Here is a 23,936-nt window from a genome sequence, read left to right as displayed (position 1 = left end):
AGGGATGCGGGAGAACCGGCAGCGGCTCGACAAGTGGCTGTGGTTCGCCCGCTTCGCGCGGACCCGGTCCCTCGCGGCGCGGCTCGCCGCGGAGGGCTTCGTGCGGGTGAACGGGGTCCGGGCCGAGAATCCCGCCAAGGGCATCGGAATCGGCGACGTCGTGACCGTGGCCGCACCCCACGCTACGCTGGCGGTGCGGGTGCGCGACCTGGGCGTGCGGCGGGGCCCGGCCCCCGAGGCGCAGTGCCTCTATGACGACCTCTCGGCGGGCCCCTCGGACGCCGCATCGCCCAGGCCCGAGTGATGAGGCCGGGCCACAGCCGCCGGGACAGCGACCGAACGCCGAGGGGATGCGGCGCCCGCGCGCTTGTCAGCCCGGGAGGCAGAGTCTAGAGCCGTTGCCTCTGAAGCCCGGCTCCGAGCCGTGCCGCACCGGCATTCCCTCGCAGTGCCACCCGGGCGTGCGGGCCGTCCCGAGGCTCCGCCCGAGCCAAGTCGTGTTTGAGGACGAAGATATCCGATGACCTATGTCGTCACCGACAATTGCATCAAGTGCAAGTATACCGACTGCGTCGAAGTCTGTCCGGTGGATTGCTTCTACGAAGGTGAGAACATGCTCGTCATTCACCCGGACGAGTGCATCGATTGCGGCGTCTGCGAGCCGGAATGCCCCGCCGAGGCGATCAAGCCCGACACCGAATCGAACCTCGACACCTGGCTGAAGCTGAACGCCGACTACGCCAAGACCTGGCCCAACATCACCCAGAAGAAGGAAGCTCCGGGCGACGCCAAGGATTGGGACGGCAAATCCGGAAAGCTCGAGGCCCACTTCTCGCCCAATTCGGGTACGGGCGACTGAGCCCGGCCGCAGGCCGACAGGATTCAAGGCCGGCTCCCGGAGATGCCTGCGGGAGCCGGGGCAATCCGCGGACGGACCGCCGCCGCCGGCCCGGGCTGATCTGCGTCTCGGGAAGCCCAGATCCGCGGTGGGGTCATTTCTAGGCCGCTGCGCCGGTGTAAAACGCTCGAGCGCCGCGGAGCGCCTGCGCGCGTCTTCAGGGATGCTTTGCTCTACGCGCCGGATTGTGGTAGACAATCTGCCTGCCGTCGCTCGCGCCTGACGTGCTTCCTCCGGCCGAAACGCCTTCGATCTTCGTGGCTTAGGAGTGGTACGCGATCGACCGCCGAAGGTCTCTTCGGTGGGCGATCCAGACGTTTGCACGGCCGCGCCGGGGAATGCCCGGGTCCTCCCACGTGGCGGGGATCTCGGGAGCGGCGAGGCAAACCGGGAGTCCCACCCGGAAGAACACGGTTCCGTGCGGCGCTGAACGCTGCGCGCCAGTGGAGGCCCTTCTCGCATGACCACAGCCAAGAAGACGACGACCACAGGCCGGCAGGGTTTCAAGACCGGCGAGGCCGTCGTGTATCCGGCCCACGGCGTCGGTCGCATCACGGCGATCGAGGAGCAGGAGATTGCGGGCTACAAGCTTGAGCTGTTCGTCGTCTCGTTCGAGAAGGACAAGATGGTCCTGCGGGTCCCGACCGCGAAGGCCAACAGCGTCGGCATGCGCAAGCTGGCCGAGCCGGAACTGGTGAAGAAGGCCCTGGACCTGCTGACCGGCCGCGCCCGGATCAAGCGGACCATGTGGTCGCGCCGGGCCCAGGAATACGAGGCCAAGATCAACTCGGGCGACCTGCTCGCGGTCACCGAGGTGGTGCGCGACCTATTCCGCTCCGAGGCGCAGCCCGAGCAGTCCTACTCGGAGCGTCAGCTCTACGAGGCGGCGCTCGACCGGATCGTGCGCGAGATCTCCTCGGTGAACCGTATCACCGAGACCGAGGCCCTGAAGCTCATCGAGCAGAGCCTCGCGAAGTCGCCCCGCCGGGCCAAGAGCGAGGCGGAACCGGAGGCCGAGGTTGAGGCCGACGGCGAGGACATCCAGGAAGAGGCCGCCTGAGCGCAGCCCTCCGCCACCACGACGAACCCGGCCCTGGTGGCCGGGTTTTTTTTCGCGCCGACGGTTGCCGCCCGAGGGGGCAGCGCTTTTTTCGCGGTACCGGGACTGGACGGGGGACCGCCCACGCCCATGTTTTCTCGACGGAACACGAAATCGTGGCCGTCCAGGTGTCGCATTCCGGGGCATTCAGGCGGAACTTTCCTATTTGGCCTCCCGTTGTCGCTGGCCTGGCGTCGCTTCGCGGCGGCGCCTGTGCGCCGGGCAGCAGGTCCGGCGCCGCAACAGCGCTCGACAATAAGAGGCAGGCGGAATGGCTGAGATCGCGGGAATACGCAGGCAGTTCATACGGACTGCGATGGAGGCGCCTTTCCTGGCCCGGGAGGAAGAGCGCGGCCTCGCCGTCCGCTGGAAGGACGACCGCGACGAGCGCGCCCTCCATCGCCTGATCTCCGCCCATATGCGCCTCGTCATCGCCCTGGCGGGGCGTTTTCGTCACTACGGCTTGCCGATGGCCGATCTGGTCCAGGAAGGCCATGTTGGCCTGATGGAGGCCGCTGCCCGTTTCGAGCCGGAGCGGGACGTCCGGTTCTCGACCTATGCGACGTGGTGGATCCGGGCCTCGATCCAGGACTACATCCTGCGCAATTGGTCGATCGTCCGCGGGGGCACTTCCTCGGCCCAGAAGGCCCTGTTCTTCAATCTGCGGCGGCTGCGCGCCCGGCTGATGCAATCCACCGAGGAGCATGTCGGCGACGAGATCCATCGCCGCATCGCCACCGCCATCGGCGTCTCGCGCGACGACGTCGCTCTGATGGACGCCCGCCTGTCCGGGCCGGACATGTCGCTCAACGCCCCCGTCGGTGAGGACAGCGACGCCTCCTCCGAGCGGATGGACTTCCTGGTCGATGGGGCCGCCCTGCCGGACGAGACCGTGAGCGCCACGGTGGACGGCGAGCGGCGCCTGAGCTGGCTCCAGCAGGCCCTGACCGTCCTGTCCGAGCGCGAGTTGCGCATCCTGCGCGAGCGGCGCCTCGCCGAGGACCAGGCGACCCTGGAAGCGCTGGGGCAGCGCCTCGGCATCTCGAAGGAGCGGGTCCGTCAGATCGAGAACCGCGCCCTGGAAAAGCTCCGGCGCGCCCTGGCCGACCGGTTCCCGGCGGCCACCGGCAGCCCGCATATCGGCTGAATCGCCTCACCAGCACTACGACGAGCCCGGCCATCGGCCGGGCTTTCGTGTTTTCGACCGAACTCACGCCCTCCCTCCCCTTTTTGCGAGAAGGGCGCGTGGCGGGCTCGGGGCACGTTTCAATCGACCGTCGACTCCGAACGCCGTCGGAGTCCGCCACGCTCCTTTACGCCCGCTGCATCGCCGCACTGCGTCGCTCCCGGCGCTTGCGGCGGCGACCGGGCTCGGGCGTCGCGTCAAGCCAGATGACCAGCACCAGCGCGAGCAGGGCCGGAACGCCGAGGGCCAGGAACGCCCCCGTCCAGCCGAACACCCCGTAGGAGAGGCCGCCGTACCAGCCCGACAGGGCGCCTCCGACCCCTTGCACGGCGTTGACGCTGCCCAGCGCCGTCTGGGTCCGCCCGGACCCCCAGGTCAGGTCCGCCACCACCACCGGCACCGCCACCCCGACGATCCCGGACGCCACGCCGTCGAGGATCTCGGCGGCGAGGAGCCAGACCGGGTCGTCGATCAGGCCCGACAGGAGGGCCCGCACGGGCAGTACCGCGAAGGCGACCATCAGGAGTTGGCGCCGCCCGCGCCGGTCCGCGAGCGAACCGGCATACAGGGCCACCGGCACCATCACGAGTTGCGCCACCATTACGTAGCGCGCCGTCCAGGTGGTGGCGTCGGCGGCGGTCGCCACCAGCTTCTGGCCGAGCAGCGAGAGCATGCCGCCGTTGCCGAGGTTGAACAGCGTCAGCGCCACCGTGAGCACCAGCAGCCGCCGGTTGCCCAGGACCTGCCGGAGACCGCCGCGCGCCGGCTCGTCCTCCGCATCCTCCTGCCAACCCACCGCCCGGCGCCGGTTCCAGGCCCCCGCCGGCGTCGTGAGGCTCGCGACGATCGCCGCGACCGCCATGCCGCCGAGCACCCAGAAGGCGATCGCCGGGCCGAAATAGCCCGTGCCGAGGCTGATGCCGCCGGCCGCGATCAGGATGCCGAGATGGTTGAAGGCCTGGTTGCGGCCCTGCTGCCGGGGAAACCCGTCTTTCCCGACGATCCCGAGGGTCAGGGCCGCGACCGCCGGCAACAACAGCGTGCCCCCCGCCGCGGCCAGCAGCTGGGCGAACAGCACCGCGCCGAAGCTGCGGGCCGGAAGCAGCATCAGCGTGCCGGCCAGGATGCCGCCGCAGGCCAGGGCGATCAGCAGGCGCGGCCGGGGGAAGCGGTCGACCAGGGCCCCGAACGGGCCGCTCAGGAACAGCGTCCCGAACCCGACCAGCGTGATGACGAAGCCGACCCGCGCGGGGCTCCACGCGCCCGCCTCCGCCAGCCATGTCCCGAGGAAGGGGCCGAGGCCCCCCTGGATGTCGCCTATGAAGACGTTGATCAGGGCGAGGTGTGCGGTGGGAGCCATGCGATCTCGGAGCTGCAATCGGCCCCGGACCTGGACTCGGTCCCCACAACGGTCAAGCCTGCCTTCCGCGACGCGGAGCGTTCGCCGACCGGGCCGCGAGATCGTCTCCGGGACCGACGAGCCGGGTTGTCTCGGTGGGTCCACGCGTCGCCGTGGAGGAACCGAACGCCGCCGCGCAGACCCGCCGGGTCTCGATCCGGGGCCGGCCGAAGCCCTCGACCACGGCGCGGAACCCCGAGCCGGCGAGGATATCCGCGGCCGCGCCGGCCTCTCGCCAGAGGGAGAGCGAACCGGAGGCGTTGGCCGCGGCTTCCCTGCCCTGGATCGGGGTGTTCGTCGGCGGCGGCGGCGTGCTGCCGGTCGGGGCCGCCGTCATGGCGGGGCTCGCGGTGGCGGCCCTGGCGCCGTTGAGGTCGGGGGACGCTTCGGCCTGCCCGAACTCCCGCTCACCTGGATCATGCTGCACGCGCGCCCCTTGCGGGGGCCGGCCGCGGATGCGCTGCGCGCCCTGGCGGCGGCCTATCGCGGGTCCGGCAGCCGTTGACGGGCCGCCGGAGGCGGCTTCAGGAGGCGAGCGGACCCTGCGCGCCCTGCTGCTCGATCATCTTCTGCCGGTAGAGGCCGACGAAATCGATCGGGTCGATGTACAGGGGCGGGAAGCCGCCGTTGCGCACCGCCTCGGCCACGATCTGGCGGGCGAAGGGGAAGAGCAGGCGCGGGCACTCGATCATCACGGCCGGATGGATCTGGTCGGCCGGGATATTCAGCAGGCGGAACACGCCCGCATAGGTCACCTCGAAGGCGAACAGCACGTCGTTCTGGACCTTGGCGTCGCCGTCGAGCTTCAGCTCGACCTCGAAGTCGGTGTCGGACAGCTGCGCCGCGTTGACGTTGACCTGGATGTTGATCTGCGGCCCCTGGCCCTCCTTGGGCTGCAGCGAGCGCGGCGCGTTCGGGTTCTCGAAGGAGAGATCCTTCGTGTACTGCGCCAGGGCGTTGATCATCGGCATATCGCCCTGCGGCATGCCGCCGCCGTTGCCGTTCGCTGCCGGTGAATCGGCCATGCGGGTCATCCTTCTCGATCGGCCGGCGGGGCCGGCGCGCGTTGTCACAGCGGGAGCCGCTGGATTGCGCCGCGGAACCGTCCCGAACGGGAGGGCCGCTAACACGCGCGACCTGCGTGGACAAGCGAGCTGGCGCGACGCTGGCGGCGGGCACCGCGGCGACCCATATCGCGTGCGACACGGAGCCGGCTTCGCGTGCGGTTACAACCGGCTCGCCCCCGGCGCGTTGGTCAGATATGAGTCGCAAGGACGATGCGCGCCTTGACGGCGCCGCACCGCGCATGACCTGAGCAAGGGGCACAGGGTCTCGTCGCGGCCACCATCGGATCGATGATGCAGGATAGTTTCGACGTTACGACGATCATCTTCCTCGCGCTCGCAGTCTTCGTGATCTGGCGTCTGCGCTCGGTGCTCGGCCAGAAGACCGGCGCGGAACGCTCGCCGTTCAAGCCGATCGACCGCAGCCGCACCGAGCCCCAGGCGCGCAGCGAGGGCGACAACGTCGTGCGCCTGCCCGGGGCCGACCGGGTTCAAGCGGCCGCGCCGCCCGCCCCGGCGTCGCGAGACTGGCGCGGGATCGCCGAGCCCGGATCCGAGGTCGCCCGCGGGCTCGAAGCCTGCGTCCAGGCGGAGCCCGGCTTCGAGCCGCGCGCCTTCCTGGAGGGTGCGAAATCGGCCTACGAGGCGATCATGATCGCGTTTGCCAAGGGCGACCGGAAGACCCTGCGCGGGCTCCTCTCCAAGGAGGTCGGCGAGGCGTTCGAGCGGGCGATCACCGAGCGCGAGCGCAACAAGCAGACCCTGGAAACCACCTTCGTCTCCATCGACAAGGCCGAGATCGTCGCGGTCGATGTGCGCAACCGCGTGGCGCAGGTCACCGTGCGCTTCCTGTCGAACCTCATCACCGCCACCCGCAACGCGGAGGGCAAGGTGGTGGACGGCAGCGCCGAGACCGTGGTCGAGGTGCCCGATGTCTGGACCTTCGCGCGCACCCTGGGCTCGCGCGACCCGAACTGGCAGCTCGTGGCCACCGAGGCCGGCGCCTGACGTTCGTGACACCCTTGCCGTGCCGCTCCCGCGCGCCTGGTCCGGTTCTGCCCCGGCCGCCCTCCTCGCATTCCTCCTGACCGGCGCGTCGGCCGCTGCACCGGAGACGGTCGGCGGCGCGACTCTGATCCCCGTCGCCTTCGCGGCCGTGCCGGGTTTCCCCGGCCGGGACCCGAACGCGGCCCTGGACGCGTTCCGCCGGGTCTGCACCGCCCCGGGCCCCGCCCCGCCGCAGGCTGCGGGGGTCGCGGGCGATCCGGCCGCCCTGGAAGGGGCCTGCGCGGCCGCCGCGGGGGACGTACCCGACGCCGCTGCGTTCTTCCGGGCGCATTTCGACGCCTTCCGGGTCGAGCGGCCGGATACGGGGCGGACCGGCTTTCTGACCGGCTATTTCGAGCCCGAACTGACGGGCTCCCTCGAACCGGGGCCGGACTTCACGACGCCGGTTCTCGCCCGCCCCGACGATCTCGTCTCCCTCGGCCCCGGTGAGACCCGTCCGGGCCTCGATCCCATCCTGCGCGCCGCCCGTGCGACCGCGGAGGGGTTCGCGCCCTATCCCGACCGCGCCGCCATCGAGGACGGGGCGCTGGGCGATCATGCCCGGCCGATCCTGTGGCTGCGCGACGCGGTCGATCTGCTGGTCCTCCAGGTCCAGGGCTCCGGCCGCGTCCGGCTGCCCGACGGGTCAGCGGTGCGGGTGCTCTACGACGGGCGCAACGGGCGGCCCTATACGGCGGTGGCCAAGCTGATCGTCCAGGCGGGGCACCTGCCCCTCGAAGGCCTGACCCTAGCCCGCTGGACCGGGTGGCTGCGCGACCATCCCGAGGCGGCCAAGCCGCTGATCCGGGGGAACGCCGCCTACATCTTCTTCCGCCTCGCCGCCGTGTCGGATCCGGCCCTCGGTCCGCCGGGGGCGGCGAACGCCTCGCTGAGCCCGGGCCGCAGCCTCGCGGTCGATGCCGCCCTGTGGCGCTACGGGCTGCCGTTCTGGCTGGCCGGCCCGCTCCCGGGCGGAGCGCCCGACGAGGCCGGGCGCCTGGTGATCGCCGCCGATACGGGATCGGCGATCGTCGGCCCGGCCCGGGGCGATCTCTTCCTGGGCACCGGCGCGCCGGCCGGCGTGGCGGCGGGGAACCTCCGCGATGCGGTCGGCTTCGTGGTCCTCCTGCCGAAGGCCGCCGCTTCGGCCGGGGGGGGGCGATGAGGCCGCCGCGCCGCGGGCGCCGCCTCACCGCCGGGGAGGCCCGGCTCTGGGACGCGATCGCCCAGCTGGTGACGCCGCTGCCGAGCCGGGCGGCCCCGCCGCCCGAGGCCGCCCCCAATCCGGCGGCGCCCGCCGCGACCATGCCGCCGCTCACGGACCCGATCCTGACGCCGGGCGCGCCGCCGGTCACCAAGAGGCCGCGCCCGAAGCGTGCGCCGAAGCCGGCCGCGGAGCCGTCCCACGCGCCGACCGCCGCACCCTATCAGGCCCCGCCGCAGCGCCACGGGCCGAGCCCGGGCCTGGATCGGACCGCCAAGGTCGGCCTGCGCCGCGGCCGTCTGGCGATCGACGCGCGGATCGACCTGCACGGGATGGTGCAGGCGCAGGCCCATGCCGCGCTCACGGGCTTCCTGCTCCGGGCGCGGGCCGCCGGGCATGCCTACGTGCTGGTCGTCACCGGAAAGGGTGGCCCGGATTATTCGGAGGCTTTTGCCGAGCGCGGCGTGCTCCGCCGCAGCGTGCCGCACTGGCTCCGGGGACCGGAGCTGCGCGGGATCGTCCTCGGTTTCGAGGAGGCCAGCCGCCACCATGGCGGGGGCGGGGCACTCTACGTCCGGCTGCGGCGGCGCTAAAGCGTTCTCCGCCGAAGCGGACACCGGTTCGGCGCAAGACGTATCACAGCGGGAGCTGTCGAAACCCGGCCTGGCGATGCATCGGGATTTCAAACAGGAAGGGCGCCCTCAGATTTGCCAGCAGACCGTCGATGTCCGGCCAACGCCAGATCAAGAGCGACGCTTATTGGTGGATCGGCGTCTTCTGGTAGCCGGCGGCAAGGACCAGACCCTTAAGGTCTGCCTGCCGAAAGGCGGCGCGCTCCGCCTTGTTCTTCTGGATCCGCCTGTCGCCGGTGATGACGAGCCAGTCGTCGCCCGTTTCAGCAAGGTAGGCCACCCATTCGAGGTCCGAGGCATGCCGCCCGCATGGCAGGTCTCGGATGTGCGATGCGCTTTCGTCCCGATGACGAAGGTAACCGTCCAGGGTCTCGGCGAGCACGGGAGTCGTGCAATTGTCGAAGAAGACCTTCAAGCGGCCGACCGCAGGTCCATCTCGCGCCGAAACGCCAAGGCACGCTTCACGGCGCGGACGGGCACGTCCCACACGCGCGCGGCCGCCTCCGTAGAGCCTTCGGCCTGAACCGCAGATACGAGCGCATCGACCGGGACTGAGGTTTCGGCCTCGATCGGCTGCCCGAAAGAGCGCGCCGGATCAATCTTCACCGACTTGCCGCGCCCGAGGGGCCACCAGATCGCAGGGATACCGGCCTCGTCGTAGTCGAGGTTGGTCAGGCTACGCTCAAGAATGTCGCGGAACGCGAACTGTTTCCGGAATAGATCAATCAGCTTGGTCTGGCCGTCCTCCTCCACGACCTGGAGGAACACCGTCCGGCCATCGGAGCGGAAGCGGGCCGTCGACAGCGGCCGTGCATCGCCGACGACATCGCGGGCGAGCTCGATCGCTTGGCGGACACGCTGCGGGCTCAAGCCCTTCTCGATGAACGTCGCCGCGACGCGAACCTCCTGCAGGTCCCGGAAGCCGAGGACGATGCCCTCGTCGCCGAGATCCACCTGCGGCTGCCACAACGGTTCGTAGCGCTTGCCGTTGGTCTCATGGCCCCGCAGCCATCGGGAGATTTTCGCGGGGGCGATGCGCAGCAGGCGACCGGCTTCAGCGGGCGTGTAGAGCCCGATGCCGACGAGGCCGGTGGCCGGAGGTTGCGCGCTGTGTCCCACGGCCACGTGGTCTGCCGCCCACGGCTCAGCGTCAATAGGTCTCGACGCCGTGCGGCTGACATGCATGGCTCCGCGCACCGGAACGGCGACGGACAAGTCCACGATACGGCTCGCGCTTCGAGACGCCGAAGCGCGTTGCGCCGAACTGCGATGCGCGGCAAACCGCGCGGGCCGCGAGCCGTTGCAGCGGCTGCCGTTTCTGCCGATATCCGAGGCGGACGCGCGGAGCGCCACAAAGCCAAGCCGCGAGACAGATGCCGGAGCTTCCCGAGGTCGAGACGGTGCGGCGGGGCCTGGCGCCGGCCCTGGTCGGTGCCCGGTTCAGCCGGGTCACCCTGCGCCGGGCGAACCTGCGCTTCCCGTTCCCGGAGCGCTTCGCCGCCCGGCTGGAGGGCCGTACCGTGACCGGCCTCGCGCGCCGGGCGAAGTACCTCACCGCGGCCCTCGATTCCGGCGAGACGCTGATCATGCATCTCGGCATGAGCGGCCGGTTCGACGTGGCGCTGGCGGACGGCAGCAACCTCTCGCCCGGGGATTTCTACCTCGAGGGCGCGCTGGGCACCCCCAAGCACGACCACGTGGTCATGGCGATGAACACCGGCGCCACGGTCACCTACAACGACGCCCGCCGCTTCGGATTCATGGATCTGGTCCCGAGCGCCGATCTCGCCGCCTGCCGCCACTTCGCCCGGATGGGGATCGAGCCCCTCGACGGGCAGCTTTCGGGCGCGGTGATCGCGGGGCTCTTCCGCCACAGGATCGCGCCGCTGAAGGCCGCGCTCCTGGACCAGCGCCTCATCGCGGGGCTCGGCAACATCTACGTCTGCGAGGCCCTGCACCGGGCGCGCCTGCATCCGGAGGCGCCGGCCGGGAGCCTCGCCCGGCCCGATGGCCGGCCGACGCCCAAGGCCAACGCCCTGGCCAAGGCGATCGTGCAGGTGCTGGAGGAGGCCGTGAAGGCCGGCGGCTCGACCCTGCGCGACTACGCCCATACGGACGGGAGCGCCGGCGCCTTCCAGCACGCCTTCCGGGTCTACGACCGGGTCGGCCTGGCCTGCAGCCGGCCGGGCTGCGGCGGCGCGGTCACCCGGATCGTCCAGGCCAACCGCTCGACCTTCTTCTGCGCCGCCTGCCAGCCCCTCGGCTGACCGCGACGATCCGCGCATCCCGGCGGGGCCGGACGGCATTTTCGCCACAAACCGGGCTAGGGTCGCAGCCCTCGACGTGCGCACCCGGCTGCGGGCAGCCGATCCCGGCCCGCGGCGCGTGGCGGGTCGCATGGCCCCAGACAGGATCCCGATGTTCTTCCGCCGCCCAAAGACGCCCGCGCCCGAGGTCATCACGCGGGATCCGACGGACGAGCCCGCCCTGCCGCAGCGGCTCTCGCCGCGCTCGCCCGGCGAGGCGATCAAGCCGACCGTCGCGCCCCCGCCCCCGGAGCGTCCCGAGCGCGAGCGGAGCGGCTTCATCGGCATCATCAGCGGTGCGCTGACCTTCGCGGTGGTCATCGCCATCGCGGCGATGATCGGGATCACCCTGTTCCAGCGGCAGGTGCGCGAGTCGGGACCGCTCGGGGCCGACAAGGTCGTGGTGATCCCGACCCACAGCGGCACGGGCGAGATCGCCGACACGCTGAAGCGCGAGGGCGTGATCGATCATACCGGCCTGTTCGAATTCGCCGCCCGCTTCGGCGGCCGTCCGGCGCTGCGGGCCGGCGAGTACGTGTTCAAGGCCCATGCCAGCGTCGCCGAGACGCTCGACACGATCGCCACCGGCCGGCAGGTCCAGCACGCGATCACCTTCCCGGAGGGCCTGACCTCCGAGCAGATCGTGGGCCGGCTCAACGACAACGACGTGCTCACCGGCGAAATCAACGAGATCCCCGCGGAGGGCACGCTCCTGCCCGACACCTACAAGTTCGAGCGCGGCGCCACCCGCCAGCAGATCGTCAACCTGATGAAGGCCAAGCAGCGCGAGGTCCTGAACCAGATCTGGCTCCGGCGCAGCGCCGACGTGCCGGTGCGGACCCCGGCCGAGATGGTCACCCTCGCCTCCATCGTCGAGAAGGAGACCGGTCGCGCCGACGAGCGGCCGCGGGTGGCCGGCGTCTTCATCAACCGCCTGAACAAGCGGATGAAGCTGCAATCCGACCCGACGATCGTCTACGGGCTCGTGGGCGGCCGGGGCACCCTCGGCCGCGGGATCCTGCGCTCCGAGATCGACCGGCCGACGCCCTACAACACCTACGTGATCGAGGGGCTGCCGCCGGGCCCGATCGCCAATCCCGGCAAGGCCGCCCTGGAGGCGGTCGCCAACCCGTCCCGGACCAAGGACCTCTACTTCGTGGCGGACGGGACTGGCGGCCACGCCTTCGCCGATTCCCTGGAGGCGCATCAGCGCAACGTCGCCCGCTGGCGGGCGGTGGAGAAGGGCCGTCAGGCGCCGCCGGACGCGGTCGACAAGGTCGAGCCGGGCCCCGATCCGGCGACCCCGGGGCGCGCCTCGGCCTACGCGCCGGGCGGCGTCCCCGCGGGCGCGGACGGCACCAACACGAACGCGGCCTTCGCCCTCGACACCGGCGCGCCGGCCGGCACGCGGGCCTTCGATGCCTCCGAGGGCACGCGCCTCGATCCGCTGAAGAACCGCAGCTACGACCTGGGCTCGCCCAAGACCGTGCCGTCCCTGGCCGATCCGGCGGCCCCCGCCCCGCGCAAGCGGCGGTAAGCGGCAGCGGCCGAGCTTCGCCCGGGTCGTGGGACGGCCTCCGCCGTCGCAGCCCGACAGCCTCGCCCGCCCCGGACCGCCCCATCACCGCTTCCCACCGAGGCGATCCGTGCTACAGGCCCCGATCTTCTTGAGGACGGGGGGTCGGCATGGCCCAGATCGCGAGCATGACCGGCTTCGCCCGGTCGGCGGGCACGACCGGATCGGTCCAGTGGGCCTGGGAGGTCCGCAGCGTCAACGGGCGCGGCCTTGACGTGCGCGTCCGGGTGCCGGCGGGCCAGGACGGGGCCGGTGAGATCGCCCGCGCGGCCCTTCAGAAGGCCCTCGCCCGGGGCCAGTGCCAGCTGACCCTGACGGTGACGAAGCCGGAGACATCGACGCGGGTCCGGATCAACGAGACGCTGCTGGCGAGCCTCGCCCAGGCCGTCGCGCGGGTGCCGATCCCCGCGGGCGTGGCCCCCGCCACCCTGGACGGGCTGCTCGGCGTGCGCGGCGTCGTCGAGATCGAGGACGAGGCGCCGGAGACCGGGGCGCTGGCCCAGGACCTCGCCGCGGGTGCGGTCCGGCTGGTGGCGGATCTCGTCGCGGCCCGCCGCGCCGAGGGGCGCCAGCTGGAGCAGGTCGTGACCGCCCAGGTCGACCGGATCGCGGCGCTGACCCAGGCCGCGGACGATAACCCGGCCCGGCGGCCCGCGGCGGTGCGCGCCCGGCTGGAGGCGGCCGTGGCGGCGCTCGGCGGCAGAGGCCTCGATCCGGACCGGCTCCATCAGGAAGCGATGCTGCTCGCCGGCAAAGCGGATGTGCGCGAGGAACTCGACCGGCTCCGCGCCCACATCGCCGGCGCCCGCGAACTCCTGGCGGCCGGCGGCGCCATCGGCCGCCGCCTCGATTTTCTGGCCCAGGAATTCGGCCGCGAGGCCAACACCCTGGGCGCCAAGGCCAACGACATCAGCCTGTCGCGGATCGGGCTCGATCTGAAGGCCGTGGTCGAGCAGTTCCGCGAGCAGGTCCAGAACATCGAATGACACGTCGAGACGGGAACCTACGGATGCGCAACGCCGCGGAGCCACGCCGATGATCCAACCGGTGGGAAGCGCCCCGGAAACCATCGCCCGGCGCGGGTTGATCCTGATCCTGTCCTCGCCCTCCGGGGCGGGGAAGACCACCCTGACGCGGGCGATCGCGCAGGATCCCGCCTGGGCGCTCGACCTGTCGATCTCGGTCACCACCCGGGCCCGCCGTCCCTCCGAGATCGACGGGCGGCACTACCACTTCATCGACCGCGAGGCCTTCGAGGACCTGCGCAGCCGCGACGACCTGCTCGAATGGGCCGAGGTCCACGGCAACTATTACGGGACGCCCCGCCGGCCGGTGGAGAAGGTGCTCGGGGCCGGCCGCGACATGATCTTCGACATCGACTACCAGGGCACCCGGCAGGTGCGCGCCAAGCTCGCCGAGGACGTGGTGACGGTCTTCATCCTGCCGCCCAGCCTGGCGGAGCTCCGCCAGCGCCTGGAGCGCCGGGCCGAGGATTCGGCCGACACGATCGAGAAGCGCCTCGCCAACGCCCGCACCGAGATCCAGCGCTGGGTCGAGTACGATTACGTCATCGTCAACGACGACCTGCAGAACGCCTTCCGGGCCCTCCAGGGGATCCTGGCGGCCGAGCGGCTGCGGCGCGGGCGCCGGACCGGCCTCGCGACCTTCGTGGATGGGCTGCTGGCCGAGACGCCGTAGGGTCCGCCGGCGCTCGATCGCTCATCGTCCCCCGCCCAAGGGCATCAGGCTCTTGGGATCGATCTCCGGCATCTTCGCCATCTGGTCGAAGGGCACGACCGCCATCACGAGGCCGTCCGGCATCTTGATGAGGTTGAATCGCTTGCCGGTGCCCTTGTCGGTCGCCATCGCGACCATGAGCTGCATCGGCTCGAACGGCGTGACGACGAAGTCATGCCCCCAGGCGCCGACGAGGCTCGACAGGGACGCCGTGGCCACGCCCGTGCCGGCGAGGAGCGCGACAGCTGGCAGAAGTGCGCGCATCATGATGGATCTCCCCCGGTTCGACCGAGGGGACTTCGCCGTCCTGGGCGCGGCGGTTACCGGGACCGGATCACCGTCGCCTGCCGCGTAACGGGGCGCCGACGGCGAACGAAGGGCGGCAGGGCGAAGGGGGATTGCGATGACGCCGTCTGCGGTCCGACTGAAGCGGCGACCTTCGGTGCCCGCGATCAGGATACGGCCGCGATGAGCGTGGGACGGGTGACCGCGCCGGGCGCACGGCGCCGCCCGGTGGGTCGGGCAGCCTTCATGTTCCTTCGCGGGGTCTCGTACACGGTGCGCATCGCCGCCCGGATGGCCGGCGCGCTCGTCCTCGCGGCGCTCGGGATCCTGTTCCTGAACTACGTCGTGCTCTCGACCGACAAGGCGCACGCCTATCGCAACCTCGACCCGAGCCTCGCCGAATGCCGCGACGGGCTCGCGAAGGGCTGGACGATCCTGGCCGATACCGGGCGCGAGACCCTGCGGGCGACGATGCCGTCCGACGGGGACGGTTGGGTCGATGCCAGCAACGACGAGGACGCGGTGATCGCGGCGGATGCGGGTTGGGCCACGCGGCTGCGCTGCGCCCTGCAGCGCCACGTCGTCCGGGCCCGCGATCCCGGCGGGCGGGACCTCGCCTACCACCTCGGCTTCATCGAGTTCCAGGAAGACGGCGAACCCTACGCGCTGGTCTCGCGCGAGGGGGCGAGCGACACGGCCATCGACAGCGCGATGCTGCGCCACGCCATGGACAACGAGATGCGCGCCAAGGGCGTGCCGGTCACGATGGTCAAGCCGGTCATCACCCAGCTCGACGCCCTGAAGACGCATCTCTCGACCGGTTCGCACTACGTGATCGCCTTCGTTCACGGCTGGCGGCACGACGCGCGGATCGGCGACGGCAACGTGGCGGACCTGCGCCTCTACGCGGCCCACGCCGCCCGTTTCCTCGCGCAGCGCTGCCCGAGCGACCCGAGCGTCTGCGACATGGACGTGACGGCGATCTATATCGGCTGGCGCGGGGCGCGGGTCGACGAGCGCGGCCTGCGGCTCCGGTTCGGCGACGCGATCGGCGGCTTCTTCGGCAACCTGTCGGCCGGCGCCACCCTGTTCGACCGGAAGCCCGTGAGCGAGGCGATCGCGCCCGCGGCGATCTCGGCGCTCCGCACGATCGAGACCACGCTCAGTGCGCCGGGCGCGCACAACAAGCTGATCGTCGCGGGACACAGCCTCGGCGGCAACATGCTCGCGAGCGGGCTCAAGGACGACCTGGTCAAGGCGGTGCGCCGCCATCGGTTCGGGGAGACGCTCCCGCCGGTGCTCGGCAATCTCGTGGTCCTGATCAACCCGGCCTCCGAGGCGAGCAAGTGGACCGCGATCCAGCGCGAGGTCTGGATGAAGCTCGCCGACCATGCCGACGCACACACGCCGGCCTCCGAGGTCGTGCGCGACGACGGGTACTTCCCGGCCGACCAGCGGCCGGTCCTGATGTCGGTGACCGCGGCTCTCGCCTTCCCGGCCGGCGGGCTGAGGCCCGGGGATTGCGCGTGGATCGGCCTCGATGCCGAGGATCGTTTCGCCGCGGCCCGTCGAAAGATCCGGAGCCGGCTTGCCGCCACCGACAGCATGTTCGATGCGGGCGTCGACTACGATTGGGCGACGCACGACCTGTTTCCGACCTTCAAGTTCGATTTCCGGCCGGCCGCCGGCTTCCTCGACCGTGTGGCGGCGCGGTTCGAGGGCCGCCAGCCCCGGGGCGAGAGCTGCACCCCGCCGCCGCCCGTCGACCTCCTGGCGGGATTGCTGACGCTGCCGCTCCGCACCCTGTCGCTGCTGGCCGCGACCTTCCCGTTCCAGAACAGCGCCCGGGAGGATTCGCACACCATCGGCAACCTCGACCCGCCGCGGCCGGCGGCCGGCGTGCTCGCCGATGCCCAGCCGTCGGCCGCCCCCTTCGGCACGACCCACGAGCTGCTCGGGCTCGATGCTCCAGGCCTCGAACGGCACCACCCCTACGCGACGCTGGCCGACGCCGCCATCGACTGCCCGCGCTCCGATCACTGGCTGACCCGGGCCCGGCTGGCGCGTGCCGACCGGCGCGGCAACTTCTGGGACAGCACCGACCTCGCGCCCGGCGGGTCCGGGGAGAACGGACCGGCCGCCCGCTTCCTGCACGGCCTGCAACTGACCGGCCTCGCACCGATCACCCGCCCCAACGACCCGTTCTGGAACGTCCGGGCTTTCGACAACGCCCTCTCGCGCCACGACGGCTACCGGCTGTCGTCGTTCATCTGCGCCCTGAATCAGCTCGTCATGGACGACATCACCGATGCACCGTCGTCGATGAGCGATCACCGGGATACGCAGATCCCGTAGGGCTTCCGTTGAACGGCCGGATTTCCAGCGTGGGCCCCGAACCGGCCCCTCCCCTACCGTCGGATCAGCACGACGCCGCCGATCAGCAGCCCGATCCCGGCGAGGCGCGGCAGGTCGATGGGCCGCTGCGCGAGGCCGAGCAGGCCGACGTGGTCGAACACCACCGAGGCGAGCATCTGGCCCGTCACCAGAAGGGCGAAGAAGGTCGCGGCCCCGAGCTTCGGGACGAGCAGGATGGCGAGCCCGATGAACAGGGCGCCGAACAGGCCGCCGCTCCAGGTCCACCACGGGATGCGCCCCGCCGCGCTCGCCGCCGGCAGGGGGTCGCGCAGGGCGGCGGCCAGGAGCGTCATGCAGGCGAGGCCGACGAAGTAGCTGGCAAACCCCGCCCAGGCCGTCGAGGCGAGCCCCGCGCGCAGGTTCGCATTCAGGATCTGCTGCACCACGAGGCCGGCGCCCGCCAGCACGGCGAGGAGGGCGGAGAGCGCGAGGACGAGCATGGGCGGGCCTGTTGTCCGAGTGAAACCGGGCTGTGATTGACAGCGCCTCCGCGTCATGCCGTCAAATGCCGCCTTTTCCTGACTCCATGCAGGATCGGCATGATCAACCCGGCCCATCTCGATCTGTTTCGCGCCGTGATCCGCCATGGCGGCATGACGCGGGCCGCGGAGGCGCTGGGCGTCGGGCAGCCGCATGTCAGCCGCGCCATCGCGCAGTTGGAGGCCGATCTCGGTTTCCCGCTCTTCGTCCGCGGCCACGGCAGCGCGGTCCCGACCCAGGAGGGCGAGGCCTTCGCCCACGAGGTCGCGCAGACCTTCGCCGGCCTCGACCATCTGCGCCACGCCGCCCGCCGGATCCGGGACCGGGGCACCGGCGTCCTGCGCGTGGCCTGCCAGCCGTCCCTGGCCGCCCGGCTCCTGCCCCGGGCGCTCCGGCGGCTCGATGCGGAATGCCCGGGCCTGCGGGTCTCGGTCCATGTGCCGAGCCCCGACACGATCTGGTCCTGGGCAGCGTCGGGCCAGTGCGACCTCGGCCTGGCGCGGCCGCGATCCGGCTATACGGGGGTGACCGCGGAGCCGTTCCTGACCGTGGCGGCCGTCTGCGCGCTGCCGCGGCGCCATCCCCTCGCCCGCAGGCGGGTCGTCACCGCGGCGGATCTCGCCGAAATCCCGCTGATCTCGGCGGGATCGAGCCCCGTCCAGGCGGCCACGGAGGCGGCCTTCGCGGAGGCCGGCGTGAGCCCGCGCTTCGTCCTCATGGCGGAATACACCGCCGCGCGCTGCGGGCTCGTGGCCGAGGGTCTCGGCGCCGCCCTCGTCGATCCCGTCCCGGCGCGCGACATGACCGGTCTGGCGATCGTCCTGCGCCCGTTCCAGCCCGGCATCCCGATCGAGACGCACCTGCTGTACCCGGGCGGGCGGCCGCCGGGCCGCCTCGCCGGGCGGCTGATCGCCCATCTCAAGGCGGAGCGGGACGCGCTGGGCTGAGCCCGCGCGGGTCAGTCCGCTGCCGGCGCGGTGCAGAGCCAGTCCCGCATGGCCGCGAAGGTCGCCACCGCCGCCGCAGTGAGGGTGGCTTCCGCGACGGGATCCGCGGCGAAATCCTCAAGCCGCAGCCGGAAGGCGCCCCACATCGCGCCGGCCCGGGGGCCGTGGGCCCGGTAATAGGCGAGCCCCGTCTCGCCGAAGCCGTGCAGCCCCGCGATGTGCCGACCGATCAGTTGTCCGCCCAGGGTCGAGCCCTCGAGCACGTAGAGTGCCCCCATCGCCGCCGCAGGACCGTCGAGGATGACGGGCGCGGGCCGCGGCAGAGCCGCGACCGTCGCCGGCGTGAGGCCGAGATGGTCGAGGTCCGCGACCAGCAGGGCGAGGCGCCGCCGGGGCCCGAGGAACGGCTCGTCGGAGAGCTGCGCCCCGATCGCCGCTTCCCAGACGGCATGGAAGCCGTGTAGCCGGGCCAGAAGATCGCGGTAGCCCGCGCGGCTCGCGACCCGCGCCCGCCAGTCGAGCCCCGCCTCCAGCGCTTGGTGCGCCGGATCGGTGGCCATGCGCAGGCGGGCATGCAGGCCGTCGCGGCGCGTCGGAGTGGCGGCGCTCACGCGGTGATCGTGAAACAGGCGCCGGGCGTGTTGGCGACGTCGAGCCGGGCGTTGATCTGGTCGAGCATCGCCCGGATCAACTTCATGCCGAGGCCGGTGCCCCGGCTGCCGCGGGCCTTGGCGTCGGCCCAGTCGTCGGGCAGGCCGGCGCCGTCGTCGCAGACCCGGAGCTGCACCTCGCCGGGGCCGGAGGCCGAGACGGTGACCTCGACGCGGCCGCCGCCAGCCGGGTTGGCGGCGTATTTGAAGGCGTTGGTGACGAGTTCCGTGGCGATCAGCGAGAGCGCCACGGCCTTGCGGTAGGGCACCATCAGGCCGGGCTCGGCGGTGAGGTCGACGGCGTGGCCCTCCCCGGCCAGCTCGGCCAGATCGTTGCACAGGCTCTCGAGGGTCTGTCCGAGATCGACCTCGTCCACGCGTTCGGCCTGATAGAGGCTGTCGTGGACCCGCGCGACGCTCATCACCCGGGCCGAGGTGTCGGCGAAGGCCTGCCGGGCTTCGCCGTCGGCGATCTGCCGACGCTGCATCTGCAGGAAGGCCGAGACGATCTGCAGGGAGTTCTTGACCCGGTGGTCGATCTCCCGCGTGAGCAGGTCCTTCTGCTCCAGCAGGCGCTCCTTCTCGGCGAGCAGGCTCGTCAGCTCGTCGATCTTGCGGCGCTGGCGCAGCACGACGCCCTCTACCGCCTCCGCCAGGGAGGCGGCGAGCTGGGTCTGCCATTCGGCCCAGGGGGTGGCGAAGCCGGTGCGCTCCTCGACCCAGCGCTCGAAGGAGCGCCGCGGCAGCACCGCCACGGGGCCGCTGCCGGCCAGCACGGGCTTGCGCGGATCGCCGCCCCAGGTGACCGTGCTGGGCACCTCCGGGCGGAACCACAGGAGCAGGGTCTCGCGCGACTGGTCCACGAAGGCGGCGAGCACCCCGCTGGCGCTCTCGCGGTGCGGGGCGGCCTCCGGGTACTCGGCGGTGAAGCAATTGCTGCTGTAGCCGAATTCGCCCTCCGGGATGCGTGCCCGCAGCCAGGCGGCAATCGCCGTCACCCTGTCCGGCGGAGGCGTGCGGCCGATCAGCGTGACCCGCTCCCCCGCGACGATGCCGGCGCCGGTGGCGCTGAACAGGTCGAGCAGCGTGGTGTCCCCGGCGGTCAGCGCCGCCACGAAATCGTCGGAGCGGGTCAGCCCGCGCACGAGCCGGCCCTCGACGTCGAGATGCGCCTGCCGCTCGGCCCAGAGCCTGCGGGATTCGATCTCCTGCACCCGCATGGCGAAGGCGTCCGTCAGCACGGTCGCGGCGGAGCGGGTCTCCGGGGTGACGTAGTGCGGGCGGCGATGGTGGCCGATCATCAGGCCCCAGAGGCGGTCCTCGACCATGATCGAGATCGACATGGAGCCGTTCACGCCGAGATTGCGCTGGTACTCCAGGTGGATCGGCGACAGCGTCCGGTGCTGGGCGAAGGTCAGGTCGATCGGGCCGTTGCCGGCGCCCGGCGCGGCCACCAGCCCCACCGGGACGCTGTCGCGATCGATCACGAAGCGGCTCTTGGCCTTGGTGTAGAGCGCGCGCGCCTGGGCGGGGATGTCGGAGGCGGGGAAGCGCAGGCCGAGCAGGCTGCGCGACCAGTCGCCCACCTTGTCCTCGGCCACCGCCTCGCCGTTCCAATCCGCATCGAAACGGTAGACCAGCACCGCCTCGAACCCGGTCAGCGCACGGATCTCCAGGGCCGCGATCCGGGCCGCATCCGCCAGCGTTTCGGCCTCCCGCAGGCGCCCGACCGCGAGTTCGGTATCGACCTGGCTGGCGGTGGCGAAATCGTCGGGCGAATCGGGCTCCTGTTCCAGCTCGACGATCAGCCGTCCGGCATGGGCGTGGGCGACGGCGTAATAGCGCGCGTCGCTGCCCGGGACGGTGAGCCGGGCGCGGACCGAGCGCCCGTCGCTCAGCGTTCCCTCGGCCAACCGGCTCTTGATCTTCTCGACGAAGGTAGTCGGCAGGACCTCCGCCAGGGGGCGGCCCGCCAGCGGCGGCTCGGCTGGGTCGACGATCTCGGCGATGTTGGCCGAGTGGGCGAACACCAGGAGGGTGTCGATATCGGCCGCGATCATCACCGCATTGGGCTGGATCGAGCCCGGGATGTGGATCGGCTCGCGCGCGCACAGGCTGGCATCCACCGGCTCGGCCCGGACCCGGTGCCCGATCGCCGCGAGCACCGCCTCCCGGGGCAGGCCGGCGCCCAGAGTTTCCTGTGGATCGATCGTCAGCCACGTGACCGGAGGCCCACCCGCGATCGTCCCGTGGCGCATGTGAACCCGGGCCCGCAGGGGTTGCGGCACGCGGCCGAACACGTAGTCGAAGCGCTCGTCCAGAGCGCCGCGGCGGGCGCCGGCGAGGAAGCGCCCCCGGAAACCCGGGACGTTGGCCCCCGGCATCACGTCGCGGAAGTAGTCGCGTCCGAGCACCGCCTCACGGGCAAGTCCTGAGATCGTGCTCGCGCCCTCGCTGAAGGCCACGACCGCGCCCGCCGCATCCAGACCGATGACCCCCTGATCCAGGCGGTCGATCGCGTCGGGCGCGAGCGCGTCGAGGTCGATATCGCTATCGAGCACCGGACCCGGCATCATCAGGAACCAAACCAGCTCATGCTTCGGGTATGGCGGTGAGATCGGGGAAGCGCAATGCTGGGGATCCCGACACGATCAGCACTTGCTTGTCGACTGAACGATATTCGACATCGCCGTTTTTAATCCCTCTTCAACTGTAGGATGATAAATCGGTCGCTCGACCGCATCCCGGGCCGTGAGTCCGTCCGCGACCGCGTCGGCGAGGCGGTGGGCCAGATGCTCCACGCCGGGCCCGAGCATCTCGCCGCCCAGCAACCGCCCGTCCCGATCGGCCCAGACCCGGATGCCACCCCGGTTGTGTCCCTCGACCCGGGCGCGGCCCTGGTCGGAGAAGTCCATGGCGCCGATGAGGCGGTCGCCGGCCTCCGGGGCGTAGGGCGCGCCGATCGCGGCGGCCTGCGGATGGGTGAACACCATGGCGAGGCGCGTCCAGGGCGTGACCGCCTGGACCGGACGCCCCGCGGCCAGGGCGGCGGCGTTGGCCCCGGCGATCCTGCCCTGGCGGCTGGCCTCGTGGAGCACCGGCCGCCAGGCATCGGCGTCCCCCGCGATCAGGATCGGCGCCCCCGGACAGACCAGGGTGCGGTGGTCGAAATCGGGCACGCCGTTCTCGCCGGGGCGCAGGCCCGCGGCGGCGAGATCGAGGTCATCAAGATTCGGTGAGCGTCCCGCGGCGGCCAGCACCCGGCGCGCCCGCGTCACCTGTGCGCGCCCGTGGCGATCGGTCCAGTCGAGGCGCACGCCGTCGCCCTCCGGTACGGCGGCCCGCAACCGGGCGCCGAGATGCAGGTCGAGTTCGGCGCCGAAAATCGCGGCGGCCTGGCGGGCGAGGTCCGGCTCGCGCAGGCCAGCTACGGTCTTACCGGCGTCGATCACCGTCACGGCGACGCCCAGCCGCGCCATCGCCTGGGCGATCTCGATCCCGACCGCGCCAGCCCCCAGAACGGCCAGGGAGGGCGGCAGATCGGGCATCTCGAACAGGCTGTCGGTGGTCAGGACGCGGGCGCCCAGACCGCGCAACGGGTCCGGCACGATCGGGCTCGACCCCGTGGCGATGATTGCGGCGCGGAACCGGATGCGCGCATCCTCCCCGACCAGGAGCGTGCCGCCGTCCGCGAACCGGGCGCTGCCGGCGATCCGGCCGTCCTCGGGCAGCGCGTCCACGCCCTCGAGGACGCCGCCGACGAAACGGTCGCGTTCGGCCCGGACGCGCGCCAGCACGGCGGGTCCATCCACCGAGACCCCCGACACCCGGATCCCGAACAAGTCGGTGTTGCGCGCGGCATGGGCGGCGGCCCCGGCCGCGATCAGCAGCTTGGAGGGCATGCACCCGACCCGGGCGCAGGTTGTGCCGCCGGGGCCGCGCTCGATCAGGACGGTGCGCGCCCCGGCCGAGGCGGCGGCGCGACGCGCGGCGAGACCGGCCGTCCCGGCCCCGATCACCGCCACGTCGCACGCGAGTTCGCGCATCATTCACCCCGGACCATCCGCCGGGCAAAGCGGCACGGCTCAGGTTCGGTTCCCCCTGCGCGCACGCGTCTCAGACCGGTGGGACCCCGGGGGCCCCGCGCCTCAGGCCCCGCGGCCCGGCGCCGTACCGCCGAGGTGGAACACCCGGTGCGGCACCAGCTCGCCGCGCTCCACGTCGCCGACGGCGACCAGGATCCCCGCACAGGTGGCGAAGGCCTTCCCCTCCACGGGGGCGTCCCGGCCGCGCAGGATCACCGGCTGGCCGCGCATCAGGCGCAGGCCGAGGTCGCGGGAGACCGCGACCTCCGGGATCGCGTCGAGGGCGGTCTCCACCGGGCGGAGATGGGCCAGCGCGGCCTCGGGGGTTCCCTCGGAGAGGCTGGCGACCGCGCAGGAATCCGCCTCGGCGAAGGGCCCGACCCGGGTCCGGCGCAGGGCCGCGACGTGGCCGTAGCAGCCGAGCATCCGGCCGAGATCGCGGGCGAGGGCGCGCACGTAGGTGCCCTTGCCGCATTCCGCCTCGATCACCGTGCGCATGCCGTCATGCTCCATCACCGCCAGGCGATCGATCTGCACCGGCCGGGCGACCAACTCCACGATCTCGCCTTCCCGGGCGAGGTCGTAGGCGCGCTCGCCCTGGATCTTGATGGCCGAGTAGCGCGGCGGGACCTGCTCAATCGCCCCGACGAAGGCCGGCAGGGCGGCTTCGACCGCCGCGCGGTCCGGCCGGGCCTCGCTGGTCGCCACGGGGCGCCCCTCGGCGTCGTCGGTGTCGGTCTCGACACCCCATTGCACGGTGAACCGATAGGCCTTGCGGCCGTCCATCACGAAGGGGACGGTCTTGGTCGCCTCGCCCAGCGCGATCGGCAGGATGCCGGAAGCCAGCGGGTCGAGGGTGCCGGCATGGCCGGCCTTCTTGGCGTTGAAGGCGCGCTTCACCACCGCGACCGCGTGGGTCGAGGTCA

General features: G+C 71.9%; 24 protein-coding genes. 13 read left to right on the top strand and 11 right to left on the bottom strand.

Annotated elements, in window-relative coordinates; all coding sequences use genetic code 11:
- Window positions 1-4: 4 nt before the first annotated feature.
- The 4 genes from MKK69_RS05210 to MKK69_RS05195 all read left to right on the top strand — a co-directional run bounded on the left by MKK69_RS05210 (window position 5) and on the right by MKK69_RS05195 (window position 3,144).
- Window positions 5-304 carry an RNA-binding S4 domain-containing protein gene (locus tag MKK69_RS05210; RefSeq protein WP_243966641.1) on the top strand — a complete coding sequence of 100 codons (300 nt, stop codon included), beginning with the start codon at window positions 5-7 and terminating at the stop codon, window positions 302-304.
- Window positions 305-520: 216 nt separating this feature from the next.
- Window positions 521-859 (top strand): ferredoxin FdxA, encoded by a 339-nt coding sequence (fdxA, locus tag MKK69_RS05205; RefSeq protein ID WP_243966640.1) that lies wholly within the window; start codon window positions 521-523, stop codon window positions 857-859.
- Between the two features lie 499 nt (window positions 860-1,358).
- Window positions 1,359-1,958: a CarD family transcriptional regulator gene (locus MKK69_RS05200; RefSeq protein WP_243966639.1), complete on the top strand. Its 600-nt coding sequence runs from the start codon at window positions 1,359-1,361 to the stop codon at window positions 1,956-1,958.
- A 310-nt stretch (window positions 1,959-2,268) separates the two neighbouring features.
- Window positions 2,269-3,144 carry an RNA polymerase factor sigma-32 gene (locus tag MKK69_RS05195; RefSeq protein ID WP_243966638.1) on the top strand — a complete coding sequence of 292 codons (876 nt, stop codon included), beginning with the start codon at window positions 2,269-2,271 and terminating at the stop codon, window positions 3,142-3,144.
- 166 nt (window positions 3,145-3,310) lie between these two features.
- On the opposite strand, the gene MKK69_RS05190 is transcribed toward MKK69_RS05195, so the two are convergent.
- From MKK69_RS05190 to secB, 3 genes are all read right to left on the bottom strand, one after another.
- Window positions 3,311-4,543: an MFS transporter gene (locus MKK69_RS05190; protein WP_243966637.1), complete on the bottom strand. Its 1,233-nt coding sequence runs from the start codon at window positions 4,541-4,543 to the stop codon at window positions 3,311-3,313.
- Window positions 4,544-4,595: 52 nt separating this feature from the next.
- Window positions 4,596-5,009, bottom strand: coding sequence for a DUF4865 family protein (locus MKK69_RS05185; RefSeq protein ID WP_243966636.1), 414 nt, complete (start codon window positions 5,007-5,009; stop codon window positions 4,596-4,598).
- 97 nt (window positions 5,010-5,106) lie between these two features.
- Window positions 5,107-5,607 (bottom strand): protein-export chaperone SecB, encoded by a 501-nt coding sequence (gene secB / locus MKK69_RS05180; protein WP_243966634.1) that lies wholly within the window; start codon window positions 5,605-5,607, stop codon window positions 5,107-5,109.
- A gap of 333 nt (window positions 5,608-5,940) precedes the next feature.
- Here secB and MKK69_RS05175 point away from each other — a divergent pair, with 333 nt between their 5' ends.
- From MKK69_RS05175 to MKK69_RS05165, 3 genes are read left to right on the top strand one after another with little or no spacing between them, the layout of a single operon-like run.
- Entirely contained in the window at window positions 5,941-6,654 is a 714-nt protein-coding gene (locus tag MKK69_RS05175; protein ID WP_243966663.1) for a Tim44/TimA family putative adaptor protein, read from the top strand.
- A gap of 19 nt (window positions 6,655-6,673) precedes the next feature.
- Entirely contained in the window at window positions 6,674-7,858 is a 1,185-nt protein-coding gene (locus MKK69_RS05170; protein WP_243966633.1) for a murein transglycosylase A, read from the top strand.
- On the top strand, window positions 7,855-8,490 hold the full coding sequence (locus MKK69_RS05165; RefSeq protein WP_243966632.1) for a Smr/MutS family protein: 636 nt from the start codon (window positions 7,855-7,857) through the stop codon (window positions 8,488-8,490). Before MKK69_RS05170 ends, MKK69_RS05165 begins: the two co-directional genes overlap by 4 nt.
- A 163-nt stretch (window positions 8,491-8,653) precedes the next feature.
- Here MKK69_RS05165 and MKK69_RS05160 read toward each other — a convergent pair whose 3' ends face one another.
- Window positions 8,654-8,944 carry a hypothetical protein gene (locus tag MKK69_RS05160; protein ID WP_243966631.1) on the bottom strand — a complete coding sequence of 97 codons (291 nt, stop codon included), beginning with the start codon at window positions 8,942-8,944 and terminating at the stop codon, window positions 8,654-8,656.
- Window positions 8,941-9,750, bottom strand: a complete 810-nt coding sequence (locus MKK69_RS05155; RefSeq protein WP_243966630.1) for a hypothetical protein — start codon at window positions 9,748-9,750, stop codon at window positions 8,941-8,943. Before MKK69_RS05155 ends, MKK69_RS05160 begins: the two co-directional genes overlap by 4 nt.
- 152 nt (window positions 9,751-9,902) lie before the next feature.
- Here MKK69_RS05155 and mutM point away from each other — a divergent pair, with 152 nt between their 5' ends.
- From mutM to gmk, 4 genes are all read left to right on the top strand, one after another.
- Complete coding sequence (gene mutM / locus MKK69_RS05150) at window positions 9,903-10,796, top strand: bifunctional DNA-formamidopyrimidine glycosylase/DNA-(apurinic or apyrimidinic site) lyase (protein WP_243966629.1); 894 nt, start codon at window positions 9,903-9,905, stop codon at window positions 10,794-10,796.
- A 151-nt stretch (window positions 10,797-10,947) separates the two neighbouring features.
- A complete protein-coding gene (gene mltG / locus MKK69_RS05145) occupies window positions 10,948-12,372 on the top strand; it encodes an endolytic transglycosylase MltG (protein ID WP_243966662.1) in 1,425 nt (474 codons plus the stop codon).
- A gap of 149 nt (window positions 12,373-12,521) precedes the next feature.
- Window positions 12,522-13,397 carry a YicC/YloC family endoribonuclease gene (locus MKK69_RS05140; protein ID WP_243966628.1) on the top strand — a complete coding sequence of 292 codons (876 nt, stop codon included), beginning with the start codon at window positions 12,522-12,524 and terminating at the stop codon, window positions 13,395-13,397.
- A gap of 49 nt (window positions 13,398-13,446) precedes the next feature.
- Window positions 13,447-14,109 (top strand): guanylate kinase, encoded by a 663-nt coding sequence (gene gmk / locus MKK69_RS05135; protein WP_243966626.1) that lies wholly within the window; start codon window positions 13,447-13,449, stop codon window positions 14,107-14,109.
- Between the two features lie 21 nt (window positions 14,110-14,130).
- On the opposite strand, the gene MKK69_RS05130 is transcribed toward gmk, so the two are convergent.
- Window positions 14,131-14,415: a hypothetical protein gene (locus MKK69_RS05130; protein ID WP_243966625.1), complete on the bottom strand. Its 285-nt coding sequence runs from the start codon at window positions 14,413-14,415 to the stop codon at window positions 14,131-14,133.
- A 201-nt stretch (window positions 14,416-14,616) separates the two neighbouring features.
- Here MKK69_RS05130 and MKK69_RS05125 point away from each other — a divergent pair, with 201 nt between their 5' ends.
- Window positions 14,617-16,788 carry a hypothetical protein gene (locus MKK69_RS05125; protein WP_243966624.1) on the top strand — a complete coding sequence of 724 codons (2,172 nt, stop codon included), beginning with the start codon at window positions 14,617-14,619 and terminating at the stop codon, window positions 16,786-16,788.
- A 53-nt stretch (window positions 16,789-16,841) separates the two neighbouring features.
- On the opposite strand, the gene MKK69_RS05120 is transcribed toward MKK69_RS05125, so the two are convergent.
- The gene (locus tag MKK69_RS05120; RefSeq protein WP_243966623.1) at window positions 16,842-17,288 is read right to left on the bottom strand and encodes a DMT family transporter; all 447 of its coding nucleotides are present in this window, start codon (window positions 17,286-17,288) and stop codon (window positions 16,842-16,844) included.
- A 99-nt stretch (window positions 17,289-17,387) separates the two neighbouring features.
- Between MKK69_RS05120 and MKK69_RS05115 the strand changes: the two genes are divergently transcribed.
- Window positions 17,388-18,275, top strand: coding sequence for a LysR family transcriptional regulator (locus tag MKK69_RS05115; RefSeq protein WP_243966622.1), 888 nt, complete (start codon window positions 17,388-17,390; stop codon window positions 18,273-18,275).
- 11 nt (window positions 18,276-18,286) lie between these two features.
- On the opposite strand, the gene MKK69_RS05110 is transcribed toward MKK69_RS05115, so the two are convergent.
- The 4 genes from MKK69_RS05110 to truB all read right to left on the bottom strand — a co-directional run.
- Entirely contained in the window at window positions 18,287-18,886 is a 600-nt protein-coding gene (locus tag MKK69_RS05110; protein WP_313900831.1) for a biliverdin-producing heme oxygenase, read from the bottom strand.
- Window positions 18,883-21,501, bottom strand: coding sequence for a histidine kinase dimerization/phosphoacceptor domain -containing protein (locus MKK69_RS05105; RefSeq protein ID WP_243966621.1), 2,619 nt, complete (start codon window positions 21,499-21,501; stop codon window positions 18,883-18,885). The genes MKK69_RS05110 and MKK69_RS05105 overlap by 4 nt, the downstream gene beginning before the upstream one ends.
- A 75-nt stretch (window positions 21,502-21,576) precedes the next feature.
- Window positions 21,577-22,971 (bottom strand): dihydrolipoyl dehydrogenase, encoded by a 1,395-nt coding sequence (locus MKK69_RS05100; protein ID WP_243966659.1) that lies wholly within the window; start codon window positions 22,969-22,971, stop codon window positions 21,577-21,579.
- 102 nt (window positions 22,972-23,073) lie between these two features.
- Window positions 23,074-23,936 (bottom strand): tRNA pseudouridine(55) synthase TruB (gene truB, locus MKK69_RS05095; protein ID WP_243966620.1); only part of this gene is annotated, 863 nt, incomplete at its 5' end.

This window comes from Methylobacterium sp. J-026, assembly GCF_022829585.1.
GTDB lineage: Bacteria > Pseudomonadota > Alphaproteobacteria > Rhizobiales > Beijerinckiaceae > Methylobacterium.
Note: the sequence above shows the minus strand (reverse complement) of the source record. Positions and strands in the feature narration are given on the sequence as shown.

Coding starts and splice junctions, on each gene's coding strand:
- MKK69_RS05195 (WP_243966638.1), top strand. CDS start 2,269: ATGGCTGAGATCGCGGGAATACGCAGGCAGTTCATACGGACTGCGATG.
- secB (WP_243966634.1), bottom strand. CDS start 5,607: ATGGCCGATTCACCGGCAGCGAACGGCAACGGCGGCGGCATGCCGCAG.
- gmk (WP_243966626.1), top strand. CDS start 13,447: ATGATCCAACCGGTGGGAAGCGCCCCGGAAACCATCGCCCGGCGCGGG.
- MKK69_RS05165 (WP_243966632.1), top strand. CDS start 7,855: ATGAGGCCGCCGCGCCGCGGGCGCCGCCTCACCGCCGGGGAGGCCCGG.
- mltG (WP_243966662.1), top strand. CDS start 10,948: ATGTTCTTCCGCCGCCCAAAGACGCCCGCGCCCGAGGTCATCACGCGG.
- MKK69_RS05105 (WP_243966621.1), bottom strand. CDS start 21,501: ATGATGCCGGGTCCGGTGCTCGATAGCGATATCGACCTCGACGCGCTC.
- MKK69_RS05100 (WP_243966659.1), bottom strand. CDS start 22,971: ATGCGCGAACTCGCGTGCGACGTGGCGGTGATCGGGGCCGGGACGGCC.
- MKK69_RS05175 (WP_243966663.1), top strand. CDS start 5,941: ATGCAGGATAGTTTCGACGTTACGACGATCATCTTCCTCGCGCTCGCA.
- MKK69_RS05190 (WP_243966637.1), bottom strand. CDS start 4,543: ATGGCTCCCACCGCACACCTCGCCCTGATCAACGTCTTCATAGGCGAC.
- MKK69_RS05200 (WP_243966639.1), top strand. CDS start 1,359: ATGACCACAGCCAAGAAGACGACGACCACAGGCCGGCAGGGTTTCAAG.
- mutM (WP_243966629.1), top strand. CDS start 9,903: ATGCCGGAGCTTCCCGAGGTCGAGACGGTGCGGCGGGGCCTGGCGCCG.
- MKK69_RS05115 (WP_243966622.1), top strand. CDS start 17,388: ATGATCAACCCGGCCCATCTCGATCTGTTTCGCGCCGTGATCCGCCAT.
- MKK69_RS05140 (WP_243966628.1), top strand. CDS start 12,522: ATGGCCCAGATCGCGAGCATGACCGGCTTCGCCCGGTCGGCGGGCACG.
- MKK69_RS05210 (WP_243966641.1), top strand. CDS start 5: ATGCGGGAGAACCGGCAGCGGCTCGACAAGTGGCTGTGGTTCGCCCGC.
- MKK69_RS05130 (WP_243966625.1), bottom strand. CDS start 14,415: ATGATGCGCGCACTTCTGCCAGCTGTCGCGCTCCTCGCCGGCACGGGC.
- MKK69_RS05120 (WP_243966623.1), bottom strand. CDS start 17,288: ATGCTCGTCCTCGCGCTCTCCGCCCTCCTCGCCGTGCTGGCGGGCGCC.
- MKK69_RS05125 (WP_243966624.1), top strand. CDS start 14,617: ATGAGCGTGGGACGGGTGACCGCGCCGGGCGCACGGCGCCGCCCGGTG.
- fdxA (WP_243966640.1), top strand. CDS start 521: ATGACCTATGTCGTCACCGACAATTGCATCAAGTGCAAGTATACCGAC.